The following is a 20,915-nucleotide window of genomic DNA, read 5'->3' as shown; positions in this document are numbered from 1 at the left end:
TAATCCGTCTTTGTTAACGCATCCATTGATTTATCAATTCATCCGCCAATCTATCGATTTGAGTCAGCAAGCATACACCTTCTAAATGCGGGGGAGACATGATATGAACAAAAGCTTATCCGAGATAACTCCATTCGTAGGCGACTCCATGAGTTATCTGTACGACGGCAGCAGCAACGAGCATCTGCGCGCAGGCAGCGTGTATGCCCTCCACTTGTTTAATGAAGGCCCTGGGGAAATGGAGGTCGACGGAGTCAAATATCCGATCGAGCGCGGAACGCTCATTTTTTTGCGCCCGGGCCAGCCGCATGCTTTTCACATCCGCCCCTCCCATCCGCTGCCTTCGTATAATCTGTATTTCGATTTATGGGATAACGCCAACCCGCTCTCTCCGAGCCGGTCTTTTATCCATGCGCCCGAGCCTTTCATTTTTGACCGATTGTCTATCGAACTGCCCTGCGATGAACTGGACCGGCTTCCGAGCGTCTTCTCCCTGCGCGCCCATCCCCATTTGTATGATGGAATCGCCATGATTGCCAGGATGTACAGCGAATCCAAGTATTACCGCAGCGAAACGGTGAACAGCTTTCTGTACGGCTGGATGCTGTCCTGGCACAACGCCGTGAACGTGCAGCATCCGAGCGATTACCGCATCGTCCGCCTGCTGGAGTATTTGAACAGCCGTCCGGAGCATGGACAGTCGGTTGAAGCCTGGTCCCGGTTCTGCGGTCTGAAACGCACTTATTTCCATGAACTGTTTCTGCGCGAAACGGGGATGACCCCGAAGGCCTACCATCATCAGCTCGTGATGAAGCGGGCGGCCCATATGCTGGTCGAAACCGACCTGAGCATTACGGCGATTGCGGAAAAGCTGGGGTACCCGTCCATCCACCCGTTTTCCCGGCACTTCAGCAGCTTTCACGGCACGACTCCCAGCCAGTACCGGCTGAATCCGCTGCACCGGATATGAATCCAGGGAACAATAAAAAATCGCGCATCCGCTGGTCAGCCGGAATACGCGATTGGGTTGGTCATACTTGCTCTGATAGATGCTGCTTAGAAATTAAAATTATCCGGGTCCCCGCCGGTCCGTTGATTCCGGTTCAACCCGTCGATCTGCTGCATTTCGTCCGCCGTCAATTCGAAGTCGAACACATCGGCATTTTCGATGATCCGGTGCTCCTTGACCGATTTCGGAATCGTCACAATCTCGTGCTGAAGATCCCAGCGGATGATGACCTGCGCGGTGGATTTACCGTATTTGGCGCCGATGCCTGCCAGCACTTCATTGTCCAGCAGCTGGCCCGCAGCCAGCGGCGACCAGGCTTCGATCTGAATGCCCTGCGATTTGCAGTAGCTGCGCAGTTCCGTTTGGGAGAGCAGTGGATGCAGCTCCACCTGATTGACGGCCGGCTTTACCTCGGCATCCTGCATCAGATCCTCCAAATGATGAACGTGGAAGTTGGATACGCCGATCGTACGGACCCTGCCGTCCTTTTGCAGCTTTTCCAGCGCACGCCATGTATCCTTGTATTTGCCTTTGACCGGCCAGTGAATCAAGTACAGATCCACATAGTCCAGACCCAGCTTGCTTATACTTTGTTCAAACGCCTTCAGGGTAGAGTCATAACCTTGATCCGAATTCCAAACTTTGGTGGTAATGAACAGCTCCTCACGCGGAACGCCGGATTCCCGGACCGCCTTGCCGACCCCTTCTTCGTTACCGTACAGCGCAGCCGTGTCAATGCTGCGGTAGCCGTGCGTAATAGCCGCTTTCACAGCGCCAACGACCTCATTGCCTTCCTGTGCCTTGTAGACGCCCAGCCCGAGCCATGGCATGGCATATCCGCTGGACAAGGTTGTGGTGGACTGCAGATTGTTCATGAGTAAGACGCCTCCTTCGAATCAGGTAAATGTCGTGGATGACCGAAAACCACCCATCCTGTCCCAAGATAAACCAGCCAATGGGTAAAGTCAAATTCAAGGACTAATTTGGTACAGCTTGGATTCGGCGCTTTTCAGCGTAACGTCCAGCGTTGCACCTGCCGTTACCTTTTCCCTGGTCCACAAGTCGGTCACTTGAACGGAAGCCCCATCTTGGACAGGAATGCCGGCACGCTTCAGGTCGATCTGATGCTGCTCCGGATTTTGCGTGTAATTGAATACGGCCAAGTAATACGTGCCTTGGTCTTCAAGCACAAACAGGTCCGCCGCTTTCGTTCCCGTATTTCCTTCCACCGGCTTAAAGGCTTTGCCCTTCACCGCCAGCGCGTTCACTTCCGGGTTGGTGAGCAGGCTCTCCATGTACTGGCGGGCCGTGGGGTCGTTCACATCGTCAGAGTTCAGGTAGACCGTACCCGAAATAGCCGCTGCATTAACACGGGTCTGCGCTCCTTCATACGAGCCGCCCTTCACCAGCGTCATATAGTCCGGGTCGCTGTAATGATAAATCGTCCCGTTCTGCCACCAGCCGTAAGTCAAATTGTTCAGCTGGTATTCCGTGCTGCCCAGGCTGCCGTCCACGTCGCAGGAAATGCGGCGGCTGTGCGCATATTGGCTCGGGAACAGCGGAGCAATCGATTCGCTGATGAACATCGTGCCGCCGATGGCCTGATCGAGGTAAGCCATTCCCTGATTGTACGCCTGAATGCCGGTTTGCACTTTCGAATCGTAATGCCGGCCTTCCAAAGAGCCATGGGACAGGAAGTCTACCTTAATATACTCAAAACCTTCTTTTTTGAAACGGTTCATATAGTAGTCGATCCGGGCTTTCACGGCCGGATGGGTCGGGTCCACGGCATAAGCACCGTCCAGCTTCGGCAGAACGTTGCCGGATGCATCCCTCAGCACGATATCCCCGTACTTGTATTTGCCGTCCGTCCCTTCGACCGCCTGGTCCATGTTGTCCCCCCAATAAACGAACGGGGAGTAGTAGATGCCCGCCTTCTGGCCGTTGCCGTGAATCAGCTTCACGAGATCGGTCAGCTGCTGGTCGGTCATGTTGTCCCAATACGAATCGAGGTTAATGTACACGTTCCCGTCGTTCTCGAAAGAGTTGTTCTGCAGATGCTCCTTCACATAGTTGGAGACGGCTGCCGCGTTGTCGTAGCTGAGATGATCGGCATAAGCGCCCCAGCTATTCCAGCCGACCGGTACGCCTTCAGGGATGTTCTGCCCAAAAGCAAGCGGCGGCGCAATCGCGGCGTTCACCTGGCCGTAACCCTCCATACCTTTGCGGTAGTCGTCGTACAATCCGATGAACACCTTCGGCGAAGTCACGCTCTTTCCGGACACGCTTCCGTGCGGCAGGCTGTCATGCGTGGAAGCCTGTGAAGTAAAGCCCCCGTACACGCGCAGCTCGTTCAGCTTATTGTCGATGCCGCTCCAGTGGATTCCCGTTTTCCATGTGTCATGCGTAACGGAACCGACCACCAGACCTTTTCGGCTTGTATTGTCATAAATGGCTGTTAGTTCGGAACTGACATAGTTATCCGTATTTAACCGGGTATTGATACTTTTCGCCTGGTACCGGGACCAGCTGTCGTTATCAAAAGGCGTCACGAGCACCCGGTTGTCGCCGTAGCTGCCGATATCGACGCCTCCCCGAGCCTCGACGGCCAGCGGCGCCATTTGGTTGGTCGTCAGCCCGGCGGCTTGGGAAGCCGTCACTTCCGTCAACACGTACGGTCCATTGTTATAAATGTAAAAGACCTGGCTCAGATCCGGCAGTCCTTTTTGCACGCTGCGGACCGTAACCTTGATGCCTTCGCCCGTGGCGTCACGGAAGGGAGTCACACCGTCCTTGGCTATAAACGTATGCTTGCCGTAATCCTTGCTCGCCACCGTTTTATCGAGCTGGATTTCGCTATAGGCACCTTTGATCACCGGCTTATGGTTCCAGTTGTACTGGGACAGGCCTGTTGAAGTGTTGTACAGCAGTTCATACGACGGATTGGCTACACTGAATCCGCGCTGATACTCAGTCAGCGTAATGGGGCCGTACTTCGTGACTTGGAGCTGTTTGCCCAGTTCGCCAATGCTGCCGTCATGGTCCGGCACGCCGTCGCCGGCCGATGCCAGCCGCAGCTCGATCAGGTCGATATCCGGCGAGTATCCGCCGCCGTCGTCGAAGAGGATCGTATTGCTGCCCTGCTTCAAGTCGATCTGGATATCGTAGGTGCCGACCGTATTCCAGTCCGCCGTTTTGGGAAAGTTGAAATTTTCCCCTTCCGCCCCGTTGACCGAAATGACGGCGGCGCGGGGGTCGCCGGAAATGTAGTGCACCGTCATCGTATAGACGCCGGCCTGATCCGCGGTGACGCCATTAAACTGCAGGGTGGAGCCGCCGTACAGGTTGCCGGCTTTTTTGCCGCCCGAGCAGGTTCCGCAGTCCGCCGGACCCGCATTGCCCGTAAACGTGTTGGCGCCAGCTTCCGCCTCGTACGAAACAGCTGCTGCATCGGCTCCCGTTCCGGCAGCCGTTTCAGAAGATGCGGCCCAGGAAGCCCCGGGCCAGGACAAGGCCAGCAGCCCCGCCCAAATCATCAGCAATATTTTCGGGATAAACCGGGTTCGTGTACTCATTGGCAATCCTCAATCCTCCTTGAAATTTGAATTAGGGTTGGATGCATAACATTAAAATGGTGGACTCCGCCGGTTCAAGGCTTATGCGGACTTCCCCGCTGGCCTCGCTCTCGGTCCCTTCCCACAGGTCGGTTACACGGTAAGTTGCGAGCGGTTCGAGTCCTAGGCGGTTCAGAGCGACTGTCTTGTTCGCCGCCTGTTTGCCGTCGAAGTTGAACACAGCCAAGTAGACCGTCCCCTCCTCGTCCGGATCAGCCAGCATAAAAGCGTCCGCTGCACGGCCACCCTGGGCGCTTTCCACCGGTACGAACGCTGTGCCCTTCCGTGCTAGCTCCATGATGCTGCCGTTCCGCAGCCAAGCCTTGGCGCGGGAGGCTGCTTCTTCCTGCCTGAAATCGTCTCCGAGCAGCAGCACCGTCCCCGCGATCACGGATGCCGTCAGCCGGGTCCGCCCCTCATGGCGGGTGGTGGCCTCCTGGTTAAAGCTCTTGTACAGCACCGAGTGATCGGGGTCGTTGAACCGGTACAGCGTATCGTTCATCCACCAGCCATAAGTAAGTGAATTGAGCAAATACTCCGTATCCCCGATCATGCCGAACACGTCGCAGGAAATTCTCCGGCTGTGCGCAAAGGCATACGGGAACAGCGGCGCGATCGACAGGTTGATGAAGATCGGCTTTCCGGCGGCTTCCGGAGACAGCTTTTTCGCCAAATAAGACAGCCCGTAATGATAAGCAGCAATGCCTGTGGTGATTTCAGGGCGGTAATGCTGTCCCTCCAGCGCACCGTGCGCCATAAAATCGAGCTTGATGTACTCAAAGCCCTCCCGGATGATTTTGTCCGTAAACCAATCGATTCGCTTCAGCGCCCCCGGATGGGTCGGATCGATCGCGAGGCCGCCGGCAATGTCCGGCAGGATTTCGCCGGCGGCGTCCCGCAGCAAAATGTCGCTGTACGTGAACTCGCCATCCGTTCCCTCCACGGGCTTGTCGAATTGGGACGGACTTCCCCAGAAGGCAAACGGTGTCCAGTACGTCCCCGGCTTATGGCCGTTGTGCCGCACCCGGTTCAGCGCATCCTCCATCTCTTCATCCGTCAGGCGGTCCCAGAAAGCGTCGAAGTTGATGTACAGCGTGTCGTTATTTTGAAAACCATCCGCCTGGACTTCACGCTTCAAAAAATCGCTCGTTGATGTGTACAGATCGTAATCCAGCGTACTCATTGCGGCAGACCAGCTGTTCCAGCCCACGGGAACCCCGCCTTCCCACAGAAGCGCAGGCGACAGGGTAGCATTAGCCCGCCCGTAAGCCTCCAGGCCGCGGCGGTAATCGTCGTACCCGCCGACGAATACGACCGGCGAAGCCACGCGCGTCCCATGGACGTAACCGTGCGGCTGAAAATCCCGGGTCATTTCCCCGGCAGCGCCAACGTACAGCTCCAGCTCATCCAGTGTTCCCGGCTGTTCGCCCTGGATTTTGATGCCGGTTTTCCAGACGTCATGACTTAGTGAACCGGCAACGATCCCTTGCCGGCTGTGCGGCCGGAACAAGGCCGTAACCTCGTAGCTCTCGGTGCGCAGCGGCGCCGTCTGTGTCTCATAGCGGACCCACTTGTCGTTGTCGTATGGAACGCGGAGCACCGTAAGCTCGTCTTCCTTGTCCATGTCCACGGCCGGCCCAAAGGACAGCTGACCGCACCGCAGCACCGTCATCCGATTCAGCCGGATGCGCGTCTTATGAACAGCCACCAGCTGCGTCAGGTAAAATGGCGCACCCTCGTAAATCCAGAAATGCTGCTCCAGTGTCGGGAGCATGTCCGATTCATGCATCAGCGTTAAGTGAACGCCGGTTCCGAAGGCATCCTCGATGCTCTCCGGATCCCCACTCATGCTGTGGCGTTCGTAGCTGCCCGTATGATATTCACGCCCGTTCCACCGGATGGCGCTGCGGATTTCTTTCCAGTCCCACAGCGTACCGCCGGCGGCGCTGTAATGGCCCTGTTCCAGGTCGATCTCCAGTGTCATCCGATCCGTGGATACGTGGACCAGCGAGCCGGTTTGCCGGACCTGGACCGCGTCCGTTTGGCTGTTGGTGATCATTCGCCTCATTTTCCTCCTGTCTCTTCAAGTCTCTGGCTGCACGGGTGGAAGTCAGGAATGCTTGGCATCCGCTTCCGTCCCAGCCGTATGACTTCATTATAGAAAGCGCTTTATCGGCTTGCTATAGAGCGATCTACCGATTGATAGCGGGAATTAACGCTTCTGGATGATGGGCGGGCTGTTAAAATGCGGCATGGGGATGGCCGGCGGTGAGTGCTTGAGGCTCGATGAAGCCACGCCTGGTGTGAGATGGGCCACGGCGCTCGATAGACGCTGGTGCTTCGATAGGCGTTGGCGCTTCGAAGGACGCTCCGTGTACGAAACATTCCTCCGATCGCTGTTGCCCCCGAATTTTCGCGGAATCTATAGAAGGGTAAAATTCGGGGACAAAGGCGACCGCTCCGCTTCTTCGGAATTGTTTCGTCCTCTCCGCTGCGTTGTGCTGGGAGGGCATCCGGTGCGGGGCTAAACATCAAGAAATGCTCGAAACCTCTGGATCTGATAATCATTGCTCCTATAGCGGATTTCATCGCTCGCAAACCTCGCCATACCAATCGATTGTCAAACAAAAAAGGCAGACGCATCCGTCTGCCTTTTCTAAATTCATTCCATCTGCTTATCCATCTTGCTTGGCCTCATTATCTCTGCCCGATCCCTCGTGCCAAGAGCAACCCCATTCCAAGCATCTTAGCATCTCATCCATGCCTCTTCCGGCCTTAATCCCTGACAATACAAGCCAAACTTACGTCTTACATCCTGCGCTTTTGCAATACCACACCCCGGCTCCGGCAGAATGACAATCCCTTTAAACCTTCGATCCATGCAAGCACCGAGCCTTCTCCTGAAACGCTTTTCCAGAACCGGCATCTCCTTATAAGCGACTTCCTTACCTACGCATCCACCGGCTCGAGCTCCAGGCTCCATGCAATCACCCGCTGCATCAGCCGTATGAACCCTTCGTCCAGCAATCCCTCAGGCAGATGTGCCGGCGTCAGGCAGGCTACCCGTCCCTCGCCGTAAGGATGCAGCCAGCCGGCAATGGATTCGCCGTCCCGCGAAGAAGACCGCAGGAAAACCTCAGTCTCCTGCTCGGAGCAGGCGACAAAGTAGTGTTCGTCCTTGAACCGGAACGTACCGTCCAGCTCGCCCAAGGCTGATCCGCTGACCGGTGTATAGGTCACCTCACTGTGCTCCTTCGGGTGTGACAAAAAATACCCTCGCAGCATGTTCACATACGCGCCGTCCTCGGGATACGACGCCAGCCCGGAATGCCATGCTAGCCAGGCACCGCCGTCACTTACGTAAGCTTCGATCTGTCGGCTGATGTCCTCGGTCATCCAGGCTGCTTCCGGGTCGCTTTGCGGCTCCAGGCGGTTCTCCGCAAATAAAATAACGAGGTCCGGCTTCTGCCCAAGCTGCCCAGCGGCGAGATCGGAAACTTCCTTGTACAGCAGCCCCGTTTGTCCATTCGCCAGGAAGGGCTCCAAAACTTGTTCAAGTGACTTTTTCGCCGGCTCGGCTTCATGATAAAAGTCGCCGACGACCGCCCAAATCGTTTTCATGTAGCATCCTCCTTATCGATCGAGTGCAATACGGTGGTCCAAGATCGCAATCATTAAAAGGGCATCGCTTCCCCGCGATGGTTCACCATCCAGGCATTCGGATCGGGGATGACGGTTCGTTCCACAATGCGCAGCAAGCCCTGCGCGGTATCCGCCGGGTCACCCGGCGCTTGGTCACCGCCCATCGGAGTCCGGATCCAGCCGGGATGTACGGCATAAACCGCAAAGTTCTGAGGGGTCAGTTCCTTGCGGAGCTGGGCGGTGAAGTAGTTCAGCCCGCTTTTGGATATCGCGTAAGGATAATCCCCGCCGTAGGCCCCGGCAAAGCATCCGGCCTCCGAGCTGATGTTGATGATGCACGGCTGGGCGCTCCTGCGCAGCAACGGAAGGAAATGCTTCACGGCCTTCATCGGTCCGTACAGGTTCGCCAGCATAGACTGTTCCATATCGGCAAAATCCAGCTCCTCCAGCTTATGCTCGCGGCCGATCAGTACACCTGCGTTGTTAATCAGGGCATCGAGCACATCCGTATGCTCCAGCACGGCTGACTTTGCGTTTTTCACGCTCACTTCGTCAGTGACATCCATTGCGATCAGCGTGAGCTGGTCCGGATGAGCTGCACGCAATGCACGAAGCGGCTCGGTATGCCGCTCCATATCCCGCACGCCTGCAAACACGGTATGCCCAAGCGCAAGCGCTGCTTTGACCGTTTCAAAGCCAAGCCCCCGGGCCGATCCCGTAATCAAAATATTCATAGCTTCAGCACCTCATCTGCTTATCGGATTAATCGTTTTCCAGCAGCTCGATCAGAACTTTCAGCTCGTTGCTGCTGTCGATGTATGCGTAGCGCCCGCCAGTGTATTCGCCTTTTTGAATCAGCGGCATGTGGCGGCCTTCCAGAACGGCGATCTTGTCCTTCATTCCTTGAATCCCAAACGCGATATGATGCACGCCTTCACCATGCTCATCCAAAAATTCGCGCCAGGTCGACGGATGCTCATCCGGCTCGATCAGCTCGATCTGCAGCTGCCCGCAGTCAAAAAAGGCCAGTTTCGCGCGCGCCTCCGAAGGCTGCCCGTTAAACTCCGTCTGGGCGACATCCACGGTGTCCGTCCAGGACCATTTCGGCCGCTCCACCCCCAGAAAATCCGCATAGCTCTGCGAAACGGTATCGATGTCTTTCACGACAATCCCGATTTGTGTAACCAGCTTGGTTCCTAATGCGCCTGCCGTCATATAAAAATCCTCCTTAACAGTGCTAAATTTGGAAAAAGCATTTTTCACTTCGAACCCTAAGCAGCCAATAGATTCCCTCTTCTGTTCCCGCCAAACAACAAATCCCCAAATCCGACGCCCATTTCATCCTTACTGTTTAAATCAGACTTTCCGGCACGAGTCCCGGATGACCAGCTCCGCGGTCCCTACGTATTTTTTGAACATCTGTGTCTCGTCCTCAATGGTCTCGATGACCTGCCGCGTCAGCATGTCGATCATTTCGGAAAAGTTCACACGTATGGTGGTTAGCGCTGGCTGAATGCGCGAGCTCAAAAGATGATCGTCAAACCCCATCAGGGAGATGTCATCGGGTACCCGCAATCCGGCCTCGTTCAAGGCCCGAAGCGCTCCGAATGCCACGCTGTCGTTGCAGGCGAAGATAGCCGTCGGCAGGTCTGGGATGCTCTGAAGCCAGCGCGCGGTCGACTCGTATCCGCTTCGTTCGGAGAAATCCGATGGCAGGACCCAGTTCGGGTTCACCTTTAGGCCGTGAGCCGCCATTGCATCCTGAAAAGCTTTCAATCTTTCGGGACCGGAGCAGCGAAGCGGATCGCCCGCAATAAACGCAATGTTCCGGTGCCCCAGGCCTACCAGGTAATCGACTCCCTGCTTCATGCCCAGCTTATTGTCAAAATTGCAGATCACCCGGTTCGGTTCCAGCCGCCCCTCCAGATGCTGGTCCACGATTCCCGCCACAAATCCTTTGGCAATGAGCTCCTCGATAAACGGCTCATGATTCGCCGCGCCGATAAATATGCCGCCGTCAATCCGCCGCTGATAAAACGTATCCTTCACCTTGCGGACGGCTTCCATATCCTCTGTGCTCCGGATAATGTGAGTCAGGACGTAGTAGCCGCGGCTGGACGCGCTCTCGATCACATCGCTGATCAGCGCGTGGGTCAGCGTGTCGTGAATCGCTTCCGGCGAAATCAGGAACAGACCAATCGTAAGCGTTTTCATACCAGTCATGATGCGTGCCGAAAAATTAGGTGAATATCCGTACCTGTCGATGACCTGCATAACCTTCTCCCGCGTAGCCTGCGGCACGTTCGGGTAATTGTTGATCACCCGGCTGACGGTGCTTCGCGAGACGCCTGCGATTCTGGCGATTTCGATGCTGTTGATGTCGTTCTTCCTCATCCTGCACACTCCAATTTCATTAACACGTGTTCACAAAAGGCAGCGCAGCTCCAGTATCCGTGAGCTCCGCTTCACCATGCCTGTATGTACAATCGCGAATCCGACATTCGCCATTCAAAAAATAACACCTATGGGCATAAACACGTGTTTATGAGTTCAATCTATCCCCTCTTCCACATGTTGTCAATACATTTTCGAGGAGGCGGAGGGACATGCGTTAATCGCGCTTGCTATTTGAGCCGTTTGGGAAAAAGAGTTGAGTATGCTCGCAACCATCTCTCAGTTTTTGTTGCCATAAAAAAAGGCCAGAACCGGTTGAGACCGGACTGGCTGGCTTTCTATCATAAAAAAACTATACTTCGGCCATCGCGTTTCTCCAGCCTCCGGAAACCGTAATGTCCAGTGCCCCTTCTGCGGCGTACGCCTCACAGACAAAACCCGGGACGCTCCGCCCGTCCGCTAGCTCCACCCGACCGATCCCGAGCGGCGCGGGAATCGAGGCTGTGAACCTGCCAAAAGACTCCATGGGCATATCCCACAGCTCCACCGCGATCGGCGCCCCGCCTAGAGGCGTCCGTACCAGCCCAGGCTTCGGCGGCTCGGTCGCCAGTTTGTACAGGCGGTACACCGGGGCGGTTTGCGCCTCTTCCGCAAATACCGCGTCTAGACCCGTCATCTGCGGCTCCAGCGGCATGCCGCGCATATGCAGTCCGCAGACGGCGACACGAATTGTGTCCTGCTGCCGCAGCAGGAAGCGCGCTGCTTCAGTCAGGTTCGCTTCTTCTTCAGGAAGCCCAAACAGCGTCACGCCGAAAGGGAGCTCCGGCCCCGCCTGCCCGGCCGGAACCGCCAGCGCGCTGAGATCCAGCAGGTTGCAGTGGTTCGTGTAGAGGCCCATCTTGCTGTTCGTTCCGATGGGGTCGGAGCCGACCTGCTCCCTCGTCCACGTGCCGCCGCAGGTCGGCAGCACCAGCACGGCTTGCCGCAGCCAGGAACGGACCGCCCTGCGAATCTCAGCCAAACGATGCTGGGCACGGAAGAGGGCTGCCGCCGTATGCTCGGCCTGGGCCCCCGAGCGCAGAATCGTTTCCGTCACCGGAAACGTCGACCCGGGATGCGCCTCGATGAAGCCGGCGAGCGCGCTCCAGCGCTCGGCTACAAGCGGCCCCTCGTACAGCAGGGCCGCCGCTTCCTGCAGCAGGGACACATCCACCTGCTGCACGCGGACCCCGGACCGGGCGATCGTCTCCTTCGCCCGGTTCCAGGCCGCCTCGTATTCGGCCGCGAACGGGCCGAAAAACTCGGGGCGGCCCTGCGGGAGCAGCCACGTCTTCGGCTGCTCGCCGCGGTGCAGCGGACGGTCCGCGGAGTACGGATCGTCCGCGCACCACCCGCGTGCGGCCGCATCCACAGCGGCCGCGTCGTCCACGTGACGGGCGAACACCGTCACGCAGTCGATGCTGCGGCAGGCGGGAACGACGCCCGCCGCAGGCCAGGCGCCGACGGCCGGCTTATAGCCGACCAGGCCGTTCAGCGCCGCGGGCACCCGGCCCGAGCCGGCCGTGTCGGTGCCGAGGGCGAACGCAGCCTGCCCGCGGGCGACGCTGACGGCCGAGCCGGAGCTCGAGCCGCCGCTGATCAGCTCCGGACGGAGCGCATTATGCGTCTCGCCGTAGGGGCTGCGCGTGCCGACAAGGCCGGTGGCGAACTGGTCCAGGTTCGTCTTGCCCACCGGAATCGCACCGGCGCGGATGAGCCGCTCCACCACCGGCGCGTGCCGTTCCGGCACATACGCATAGTCGGGGCAAGCCGCGGTGACCGGCCAGCCGGCCACGTCGATGTTGTCTTTCACCGCAAACGGGATGCCCCATAATGGACAGACCTCCGGATCCAGCCCCTTCAGCCCTTCGAGATAAGGAGCAATTCGTTCCTCCTCCGGCGGCATGATCCAAATATTCATTCCGCTGTCCCGTTCCGCACGCCCGATAATGGCCGCGATCACCTCTTGCGGCGTAAAGCTGCCGCTCCGATAACCCTGCTGGAGGGCATGGATACTCAGTTCAAAAGGAACCGCCTGGATGCTCATGACGCCGCCTCCTTTTCCACCGGGAAGATCGCTGCGATGCAGTCGCCTGCCCGCACCTGATCGCCGGACGCCACAAAGACGGAGGCAATGATGCCATCGAACGGGGCAGGCTGGGAAAACTCCATTTTCATACTTTCTTCTATTATAATAGTCTCGCCCTTGCGGACTTCCTGGCCCGGCTCTACGAGCACCTTCCAGACGCTGCCCGACATCGAGCTGTTCACGCCGAGGCTTCCTTCCGGGAGCGCCCCCTGCTCTTGGGCCGCGGCTGCCTCCGGTTCGGATACATGCTCCGCGATGCCAAGCTCCTTCCAGTACGCCCGCTCCTGCTGAAACGCAGCCTGCTGCGATGTCCGGAATGCCGCCGATTCCTCCTGGATCGTGCCCAGCCAGGCCAGATACTCGCCGAGATTAAACGTCGTTTCTTCGACCTCTACCGTAAACTCCCCGCGCGGGAAGTCCTCCCGCATTCGCAGCAGCTCCTCCTCCGATACCGGATAGAAGCGGATCTGGTCAAAAAAGCGCAGCAGCCACGGCTTCCCCTGCTCAAAGTTCGCCGTCCGGCGGAATTTGTTCCACATCTGTACCGTGCGCCCCACGAACTGGTAGCCCCCTGGCCCTTCCATGCCGTATACGCACAGGTAGGCTCCGCCGATGCCGACGGCATTCTCCGGCGTCCAGGTGCGGGCCGGATTGTATTTGGTCGTCACCAGCCGATGGCGGGGGTCCAGCGGAACCGCAACCGGCGCTCCCAGGTATACATCCCCGAGCCCCATGACCAGATAGGAGGCATTAAAAACGATTTCCGCGACCTCCTCGATCGAGCCTAGCCCGTTCATGCGGCGGATAAACTCCAGGTTGCTCGGGCACCAAGGCGCATCCGGACGCACGTTTTGCTGATAGCGCTCGATTGCCAGCCTTGTTGCCGGATCATCCCATGATAAAGGCAGCTTGACGATTCTGGAAGGGACCTCGATGGAATCGAGCGACGGCAGCGTCCGGTCGATCTCCATCACCTTCGCCGCCACTTCCTTCACGGACATACGGGCCGCATCTACATGAATTTGCAGGGAACGGATGCCCGGCGTCATTTCGATATACGGGATGCTTCCGCTGTCCGTAACCGCCTGCATCAGGACATACACCTGGAAGCGGTACAGCAGGTCGAGTTCACGTTCTCCATATTCCACTAAAATATTTTCGTCCCCGGAGCAGCGCACCGCAATCGGAAAGCGCCGCCCCTCTTCCTCGTATGCGAGCAGCGGCATATAGTCGCCGCGGGATGTATGTGGAAGCTCAGGCAGCTTCGGCACAGATGCTCCGCCGGAGAGCTCACGCAGAAATACCTCCTGGGCTGCTCTCAGCTCTTCGGCTTCCTCTACAGTGATCAGCCGGAAACGGACCTGATCGCCCGGGCGGAGCTGCCCGATTTTCCAGAGCTCCGCCGTCGCGGTTGTGACCGGGCAGACGAACCCGCCGAGGCTCGGGCCGTCCGGTCCGAGCAGGATGGGCATGTCGCCCGTCAGGTCCAGGGCGCCGACGGCATAGGCGTTGTCGTGGATGTTCGACGGATGCAGCCCGGCGTCGCCTCCGTCCTCCCGGGCCCACAGCGGCGCAGGGCCGATCAGGCGAACGCCGGTGCGCGAGCTGTTGAAATGCACCTCCCACACCGTGGAGGTTAGCTGGTCCAAATACGCCGGAAGCAGGTATTCGGCGGTACAATGCGGTCCGGGAATGACCCCGAGGGTCCATTCCCGCGTCAGCGCCGGCTGCGATGCCGGTGCGCGGAAGCTTAGAGGCTCGGACTGGCGGTCCGGCGCGTCGCTGCGGACCCGGAGCACCACCCCCGGCCGCAGCGCGCTGCCGGTATGGCCGCCGAAGCCGCCGAGCGTAAACGTCGACGCGCTGCCCAGCGTCAGCGGCATATCCAGGCCGCCGGCGACGAGCAGGTAAGCGCGCATCCCAACGGCGGCTTCGCCCAGCGTTAGCACCGAGCCCACGGACGCCGTCACCGGGGTATACGCCGGCACCGGTTCGCCGTCCAGCTCCGCCTGCATATCGGCCCCCGTCAGGCAGAACCGCATGGCGCCGCGAAAGCGGTAGCTTCCTCCGCGCAGCGTCATTTCCAGGCCCGGCGCTTCCTCCGGATTGCCGAGCAGCCGGTTGCCGATGGCAAAGGCCAACCGGTCCATCGGCCCTGACGGAGGTACGCCGATATCCCAGTACCCCGTTCGGCCCGGAAGGTCCTGTACGGTGGTTTGAACGCCGCCGTCCAGCACCTCGATCGCCGTCTCGACCGGCTCAAAACCGGCCAGCATGTTCGTATAGACCCGCCCTTCGCGGAACGCTTCGGTATCCAGAAAAGCTTCGATATAAGACTGATTTGTCGTCACACCGTACACGCGCAGCGTCTGCAGCGCCTCGATCATCCGGGAGACGGCTTCCTGCCGCGTCTTGGCGTGGACGATGATTTTGGCCAGCATCGGGTCATAGAGTGTGGTCACTTCGAGGCCCGGCTGAATCCACGTCTCGATCCTTGCGCGTTCCGGCCAGACCACCGCGTCGATCCGGCCGTCCGCCGGACGGAAAGCATTGACGCAGTCCTCCGCGTACAGACGCACCTGCAGGCTGTGCCCCTCCGGTTCACGCACCCGCTGCGCGAGCCCCGGCAAATCGCCGGCCGCCTCCCGGACCATCCATTCCACGAGGTCGATGCCGAGCACCTCCTCCGTGACGCCGTGCTCCACCTGCAGCCGGGTGTTCACTTCCAGGAAGTAATACTTCTCCTCCATCGGATCGTACAAAAACTCGACCGTGCCGGCGCTGCGGTAACCGGCGGCTGCGGCAAGACGCCGCGCGCTTTCGTGCATTTCCCGGCGCACCGGTTCCGCCAGCAGCGGAGCCGGCGTCTCTTCGATGATCTTCTGGTTCCGGCGCTGTACCGAGCAGTCGCGTTCGCCCAGAGCGACCGCTTCGCCGTCGCCGTTGCCGAAGATCTGCACCTCGACGTGGCGCGCCCGCTCAATATACTTCTCCAGAAAAACGCCCCCGTCATTGAAATTCGCCGCCGCCAGCCGGGTCACGGATTCGAATGCATCCCGCAGCGCCGCTTCGTCGCCGCAAATACGCATCCCAATGCCTCCGCCGCCGGCCGTGCTCTTGAGCATGACGGGGTAGCCGATCGCTTCAGCCTGCCCGGCGGCTTCGTCCACCGACGAAATAAGCCCTGTGCCCGGCAGCAGCGGCACCCCCGCCTGCTCGGCCATCGAGCGCGCGGTATGCTTCAGGCCGAACAGCTCGATATGCGCGGGGGACGGCCCGATGAACGTGATGCCCTTCTCCGCGCAGGCTCTAGCGAATCCGGCGTTTTCGCTTAAGAAACCGTATCCGGGATGCACCGCGTCCGCCCCGGTGTCCAGAGCCGTGCGCAGGATCAGCTCGGCATTCACGTAGCTCTCCTTTGCTGGGCCATCCCCGATGAGCACGGCTTCGTCGGCCTGCTCCACATGCAGGCTGTCCCGGTCCGCTTTTGTGTACACGGCCACCGACGCAATGCCCATCGCGTGCAGCGTCCGGATAATCCGTACCGCAATCGTTCCGCGGTTGGCGATCAGCACCTTTTTAAACATCGCCTTCGCCTCCTTCTGCATTCCAGACCAGTACCTGCGCCGGCGTCGGGTTATAGGCATTGCAAGGATTGTTCAGCTGCGGGCAGTTGCTGATCAGGACGGTGACCGGCGCCAGCGCCGTCAGCTCGACGTAACGTCCCGGTCCGGATACGCCGTCCGCAAAGGTCAGCTCCCCTTCCGGCGTCACCGGCACATTCATAAAAAAATTGACGTTCGGGGCCAAATCCCGCTTCGTGTATTCATCCCGGCCCGCCAGCATCAGCATGAAGGTATCCCGGCAGTTATGCATCGGGAGCGTATCGTGTGAATACCGCACCGTATTGCTCTGGGCCGAGCAGGCACCGCCAAGCGTATCATGCCGGCCGCAGGTGTCGGCTGTAATCTGCAGCAGCTCCCGCCCCGATTCGGCAACGAGCACCGAGCCTGTGGTCAGATAAATGTTATTTTGACGGGTAATCGTACGGACCGCACTGTAATGATCGCCCGGATCTTCCTTTGAATAAAACAGGGTGTCCACCGCCTGATTGCCCTCCACATCGACGATGCGCAGCACCTGCCCGGGGAACAGGTCATAAATCCATCCCTCTCCTGCAGCTATGATGTGGTTGTACACGGCATCCGCCGCGTTTCGTTCGCTTGCCACCGCTTGAAATGTGCTCATTTTCAATTCGCCCCTTTCATGAGTGCATAGGCATTCCATGTGTTTTCAAAAGCTCGCCGGTTCTCGCCACAGTGATTCACGCACAGATCGTATTCCGTCATTGGCGCAGCATCCGTTATACGGATATCCACCGCTGCCCCCGGATAGACCGCCGAGGGGTTGAGTGGATGCGGCGTGTTCGACACGACCAGCAGCACATCCATTTCCGTCCGGAGGGTGACGGAGCGCCCATCGGTTGGCTGGGGAACATACCTCATCGTCCCGTCAAGCTCGCATACCACTTTCGAAAAGAAATTCACGGGCGCGCTCAAATCCCGCGGCGTCAGGTTATGGCGGTACAGCTCCACCGTCAGGTTTTCCTCGCCGCTTCGCAGCCAGGCGTTGCGCTCCTGCTGGTACGAAGTCGGACCATACTTGCCGTCCGTTCCCTTACGGGTCGTGTACCCGCCCAGGGGATCATGCCAGCCGGCAGTATCTTCAATGATGGATGCAAGGACGCGACCCTGATCGCTCATCAGCACGTGACCGGCCGTATAAAAGGCGGTATGCTGCGCCTTGAGCGAATCCGGCATGTTGTACCTCTCCGACGGATACGCCGCATGATACAGCAGCGCAGACACATTCGCTGAATCGCCCGCGGCCGTCAAGGTGACCGACTTGCCTTTGCCAATATAGGCGGACCATTTGCCGCCGGGACCCATCGTTATCGAAAAGCTTGCTGTCATTTTCATTCCTCCTATGGAGCAGGCCTGCTGCTGGCCGGACATAAACGCCAGTGAGCCCCAAACCTGCCAATTAAAAATAAAAAAAGCCCGGGAGAAACATCAAAGCGTGCTTTGATAGATTCTCCCGGGCTTTTTTCCCGCCGTGTACACCAGGCTGCCCCGGTGCGCCTTCTCTCGGACCAGCCAGCCGATGACTTTCATCGACCCGGAACCCTAGAAGACATTTCGTATGCGGTTGTTTATGTTAAGAATACTAACATGATTTCTCGGCAGTATGCAATAAAAACTTACAAAAAAATTTATGAAAATGCGGATATTTAGCTGTAAAAGGCGGTTTAATGTGAGGTTATAGGCCATTAAGGAACATATGTTTGTATGATAACTCAGAAAAAAGACTTGATTTTTCGGAAATAGCCTGCAAAAATGTGAGATGTCATGACATATCGAATCGCCGTCAGTTGCTTTATCCCTTTGGAGGAGGAATGTCATATGTCAAATAACATAACATTAAAAAGAGATTTATCCTTGTCCCATGTCGTGACCATGGGCCTGGCCTGGATGTCGCCCATGATCTTTTTCACCAGCTTCGGCGTGCTTCACGAGGGTTCGGGAGGCATGCTCTTGGCCGCTTACATGCTGGCGTTTGTAGCCATCGTCTTCACGGCGGCAAGCTACGGGCAAATGGCGAAGGCTTTCCCTGTCTCGGGTTCGGCGTACACCTACGTGACCAAAGCGATGAACCCGTTTCTCGGCTTTGTGGTGGGCTGGGCCGTCCTGCTCGACTATTTATTTTCGTGCATTATCGCCGTGCTCATGTTCGGAATTAATTTGAACGCGCAGTTCCCGTCCGTACCCTCGGCGGTCTGGATCATACTCCTGACGGCTGTCGTCATGGCGATTAATATCATTGGCATCAAAACATCGGCCAATGTCAGCAAAATCTTCGTCCTGATGCAAATTTTGTTTATCGCCGGCTTCTGTGCACTTCTGGCATACAAAGCGCTGCAAGGCGGGATTACCGCGGGACTTGACCCGTTTGCCGCAGGAAAAGGCGTCTCGTTCTCTTCCATTCTGGCCGGAGCCTCGCTGGTCTGCTTCTCCTTCCTCGGATTTGACTCCATTACGACGATGGCCGAAGAAACGAAAGACCCGAAGAAGACGATCCCCCGTGCCATTATGGTCATTGTCGTCCTGGCCGGGCTGATGTATTTTGCCACCGCTTATTTAATCCAGCAAATGTACCCTTCCTTTTCGTTTGCGAGCGCCGACTCCGCCGGCTTCGAGCTGATGCAGTCCATCGGAGGCAGCGTGCTGGCCTCGGTGTTTACGTTCGTCATCATTTTCTCCATTCTGTCCCAGGGCATGTCCTCCATGACGACCGTCACCCGGCTGCTGTTCGTCATGGGTAGAACCTCTCTCCTGCCCAAAACATTCGCTTCCATCCATCCCAAGTTCCGTACGCCCGTGTTCAATATCGTGCTGGCCAGCGTGATTTCCTTGTCCGCCCTGTTCATCAGCCTCGAAACGGCGATCAAATTCGTGAATTTCGGCGCGCTGACGGCGTTCCTGTTCGTCAACCTGTCGGTGATTTTCCACTACATCGTCCGCAAAAAGGGTCGCACTCCCAAAGACCTCATTTTCCGTCTTTTGTGCCCGCTACTCGGTGCCGGCTTCGTGCTGTACCTCGTCACCCTTCTGGACGTTTCCTCACTGCTGCTTGGCGGTGGCTGGCTTGTATTCGGACTGCTGTTCTATGCGCTGCGGCGGGCCAAACCGACGGTACATGAAGCACCGGCTGCGGAAATGGAGAGCGCGGTTTAAGGGAAAATGACTGCTCACCATCTGTCGTTCACGCAAGAGCAGCGGATTTTTCGAAAAAAAAGGACACGACCCGCCTGAACCGCTCAGGCGCTGCCGTTGTCCTTTTTTAACTGGAGCATGGAACTATCCCAAATCCAACATATCGTCCGCAATGATTCCGTTTTGCACATACCGGACGAGCTTGCCGGCTTCATTCGAAGCCCGGTTGAACCCTTCCGGCGTCAACCACCAGTTGTCCTCCCGGGTCGACGCATCCTCTGCGGCACACATCGAGTATTCGATCCAGGAAGGCATGTACGTCTTTAAGGTCAAGTACGCCCGCCGCATATGGTATGCGGAAGTAACGATCAGAATCCGGCGGATACCGTGCAGCGAAATGGCCCGGTCCAGGACAAGCAGCGAGGCGAGCACGTTCTCCTTCGTATGCCGCGACTCCTGCTCCACCAGAATTTGTCCGGCAGGGACGCCCAGTTCCACCGCCCTTTCTTTCATCATCAGCGCCTCGGGCAGCGGCTGCCCTTTCCAGATCGTACCTCCCGAAAAAAGAATCATCGGTGCCCGGCCATCCTTGTATAATTGAACCGCTGCGGGAACGCGGTACCTCGTGCCCTTGTTGCTTCCGAACACGAAAATGCAGTCGCCTGGCCGACCGTCGTCGGAAATTCCCTTGTACAGCAGTGCGGTAATTTGCTCGTGCGATAATTGGCCGGGATTGCATTCTGAAATCATCATCTCCGGCACCCCCGTTTTCCTATGGATTTCTTAGCAAATCTTGCAATAAATGATAGAACCACTTCAATTGTATGAAACAACAACTGAAATGGTTCTCAATTACGCCGTATATGATGACGATGCCCAGGCATCGCCGCGCTGATAAAGGGAACTATCGGAGTAGCGGGATTCGAACCCACGGCCTCACCCACCCCAAGGGTGCGCGCTACCAGACTGCGCCATACCCCGATATATGAACCGCATAAGGCGGTAAATCAACCGCATAGCGACGCGGCTTCCAACGTTCAATGTGCTTAGTCCATGGAAATGGTTACGTTTTCCATCACCGTATTTAACGCTATTATAGCGTATTCGCGCGCACGCCCGCAATACTTTAGGTACGCAGCTTTGCGGATAAATTTTTGATCACAGCAATCGGTCAGAGGTAATCTTCGCTTAATCGGCGTAACCACGATCAGATGCGGATGATGACTTTTCCTCAAACGAACATCACGAACTTTGGAAGCGGCTTGATGACGGGTACAAGAAGAAAGAACCGCAGCAAAGCGGTTCTTTCTAAATGATATAACGTATGCTATTTAAACGTATAGCCTCGTTTCAGA

Annotated in this window: 14 protein-coding genes, 1 tRNA gene and 1 riboswitch; of the genes, 2 read left to right on the top strand and 13 right to left on the bottom strand. The window is 57.6% G+C overall.

Annotation, left to right across the window (positions count from 1 at the left end):
- The first annotated feature begins 103 nt into the window (after nucleotides 1–103).
- Entirely contained in the window at nucleotides 104–970 is an 867-nt protein-coding gene (locus tag ABID47_RS25885) for a helix-turn-helix domain-containing protein (RefSeq protein ID WP_354501079.1), read from the top strand.
- An 86-nt stretch (nucleotides 971–1,056) separates the two neighbouring features.
- Here the strand turns inward: ABID47_RS25885 and ABID47_RS25880 are convergent, their stop codons facing one another.
- The 11 genes from ABID47_RS25880 to ABID47_RS25830 form a co-directional block, all read right to left on the bottom strand.
- A complete protein-coding gene (locus ABID47_RS25880) occupies nucleotides 1,057–1,884 on the bottom strand; it encodes an aldo/keto reductase (protein WP_354501077.1) in 828 nt (275 codons plus the stop codon).
- A 96-nt stretch (nucleotides 1,885–1,980) separates the two neighbouring features.
- The gene (locus tag ABID47_RS25875) at nucleotides 1,981–4,584 is read right to left on the bottom strand and encodes a carbohydrate-binding protein (RefSeq protein ID WP_354501075.1); all 2,604 of its coding nucleotides are present in this window, start codon (nucleotides 4,582–4,584) and stop codon (nucleotides 1,981–1,983) included.
- 31 nt (nucleotides 4,585–4,615) lie between these two features.
- On the bottom strand, nucleotides 4,616–6,682 hold the full coding sequence (locus ABID47_RS25870; RefSeq protein ID WP_354501073.1) for an alpha-galactosidase: 2,067 nt from the start codon (nucleotides 6,680–6,682) through the stop codon (nucleotides 4,616–4,618).
- A gap of 890 nt (nucleotides 6,683–7,572) precedes the next feature.
- The gene (locus tag ABID47_RS25865; protein ID WP_354501071.1) at nucleotides 7,573–8,244 is read right to left on the bottom strand and encodes a ThuA domain-containing protein; all 672 of its coding nucleotides are present in this window, start codon (nucleotides 8,242–8,244) and stop codon (nucleotides 7,573–7,575) included.
- Between the two features lie 53 nt (nucleotides 8,245–8,297).
- On the bottom strand, nucleotides 8,298–8,999 hold the full coding sequence (locus tag ABID47_RS25860; protein WP_354501069.1) for an SDR family oxidoreductase: 702 nt from the start codon (nucleotides 8,997–8,999) through the stop codon (nucleotides 8,298–8,300).
- A gap of 28 nt (nucleotides 9,000–9,027) precedes the next feature.
- Nucleotides 9,028–9,480 (bottom strand): VOC family protein, encoded by a 453-nt coding sequence (locus ABID47_RS25855; protein ID WP_076175540.1) that lies wholly within the window; start codon nucleotides 9,478–9,480, stop codon nucleotides 9,028–9,030.
- A gap of 141 nt (nucleotides 9,481–9,621) precedes the next feature.
- Nucleotides 9,622–10,659 (bottom strand): LacI family DNA-binding transcriptional regulator, encoded by a 1,038-nt coding sequence (locus tag ABID47_RS25850; RefSeq protein ID WP_354501067.1) that lies wholly within the window; start codon nucleotides 10,657–10,659, stop codon nucleotides 9,622–9,624.
- A gap of 352 nt (nucleotides 10,660–11,011) precedes the next feature.
- Nucleotides 11,012–12,745 (bottom strand): allophanate hydrolase, encoded by a 1,734-nt coding sequence (atzF, locus tag ABID47_RS25845; protein ID WP_354501065.1) that lies wholly within the window; start codon nucleotides 12,743–12,745, stop codon nucleotides 11,012–11,014.
- Entirely contained in the window at nucleotides 12,742–16,374 is a 3,633-nt protein-coding gene (uca, locus tag ABID47_RS25840) for an urea carboxylase (RefSeq protein ID WP_354501063.1), read from the bottom strand. The genes atzF and uca overlap by 4 nt, the downstream gene beginning before the upstream one ends.
- Nucleotides 16,367–17,035 carry an urea amidolyase associated protein UAAP2 gene (locus ABID47_RS25835; protein WP_354501061.1) on the bottom strand — a complete coding sequence of 223 codons (669 nt, stop codon included), beginning with the start codon at nucleotides 17,033–17,035 and terminating at the stop codon, nucleotides 16,367–16,369. Before ABID47_RS25835 ends, uca begins: the two co-directional genes overlap by 8 nt.
- A gap of 2 nt (nucleotides 17,036–17,037) precedes the next feature.
- Nucleotides 17,038–17,760 (bottom strand): urea amidolyase associated protein UAAP1, encoded by a 723-nt coding sequence (locus ABID47_RS25830; protein WP_354501059.1) that lies wholly within the window; start codon nucleotides 17,758–17,760, stop codon nucleotides 17,038–17,040.
- Nucleotides 17,761–17,879: 119 nt separating this feature from the next.
- Nucleotides 17,880–17,988, bottom strand: a riboswitch (guanidine-I (ykkC/yxkD leader).
- A 261-nt stretch (nucleotides 17,989–18,249) separates the two neighbouring features.
- Here ABID47_RS25830 and ABID47_RS25825 point away from each other — a divergent pair.
- Nucleotides 18,250–19,581 (top strand): APC family permease, encoded by a 1,332-nt coding sequence (locus tag ABID47_RS25825; protein WP_354501057.1) that lies wholly within the window; start codon nucleotides 18,250–18,252, stop codon nucleotides 19,579–19,581.
- Between the two features lie 123 nt (nucleotides 19,582–19,704).
- Here ABID47_RS25825 and ABID47_RS25820 read toward each other — a convergent pair whose 3' ends face one another.
- Both ABID47_RS25820 and ABID47_RS25815 read right to left on the bottom strand, forming a co-directional pair.
- On the bottom strand, nucleotides 19,705–20,313 hold the full coding sequence (locus ABID47_RS25820) for a YdcF family protein (RefSeq protein ID WP_354501055.1): 609 nt from the start codon (nucleotides 20,311–20,313) through the stop codon (nucleotides 19,705–19,707).
- Between the two features lie 154 nt (nucleotides 20,314–20,467).
- A tRNA-Pro gene (locus ABID47_RS25815) sits at nucleotides 20,468–20,541 on the bottom strand.
- Nucleotides 20,542–20,915 lie beyond the last annotated feature (374 nt).

The organism is Paenibacillus favisporus, from assembly GCF_040545415.1.
In the GTDB taxonomy this organism is placed as follows: Bacteria; Bacillota; Bacilli; order Paenibacillales; family Paenibacillaceae; genus Paenibacillus_AQ; species Paenibacillus_AQ favisporus.
Note: the sequence above shows the minus strand (reverse complement) of the source record. Positions and strands in the feature narration are given on the sequence as shown.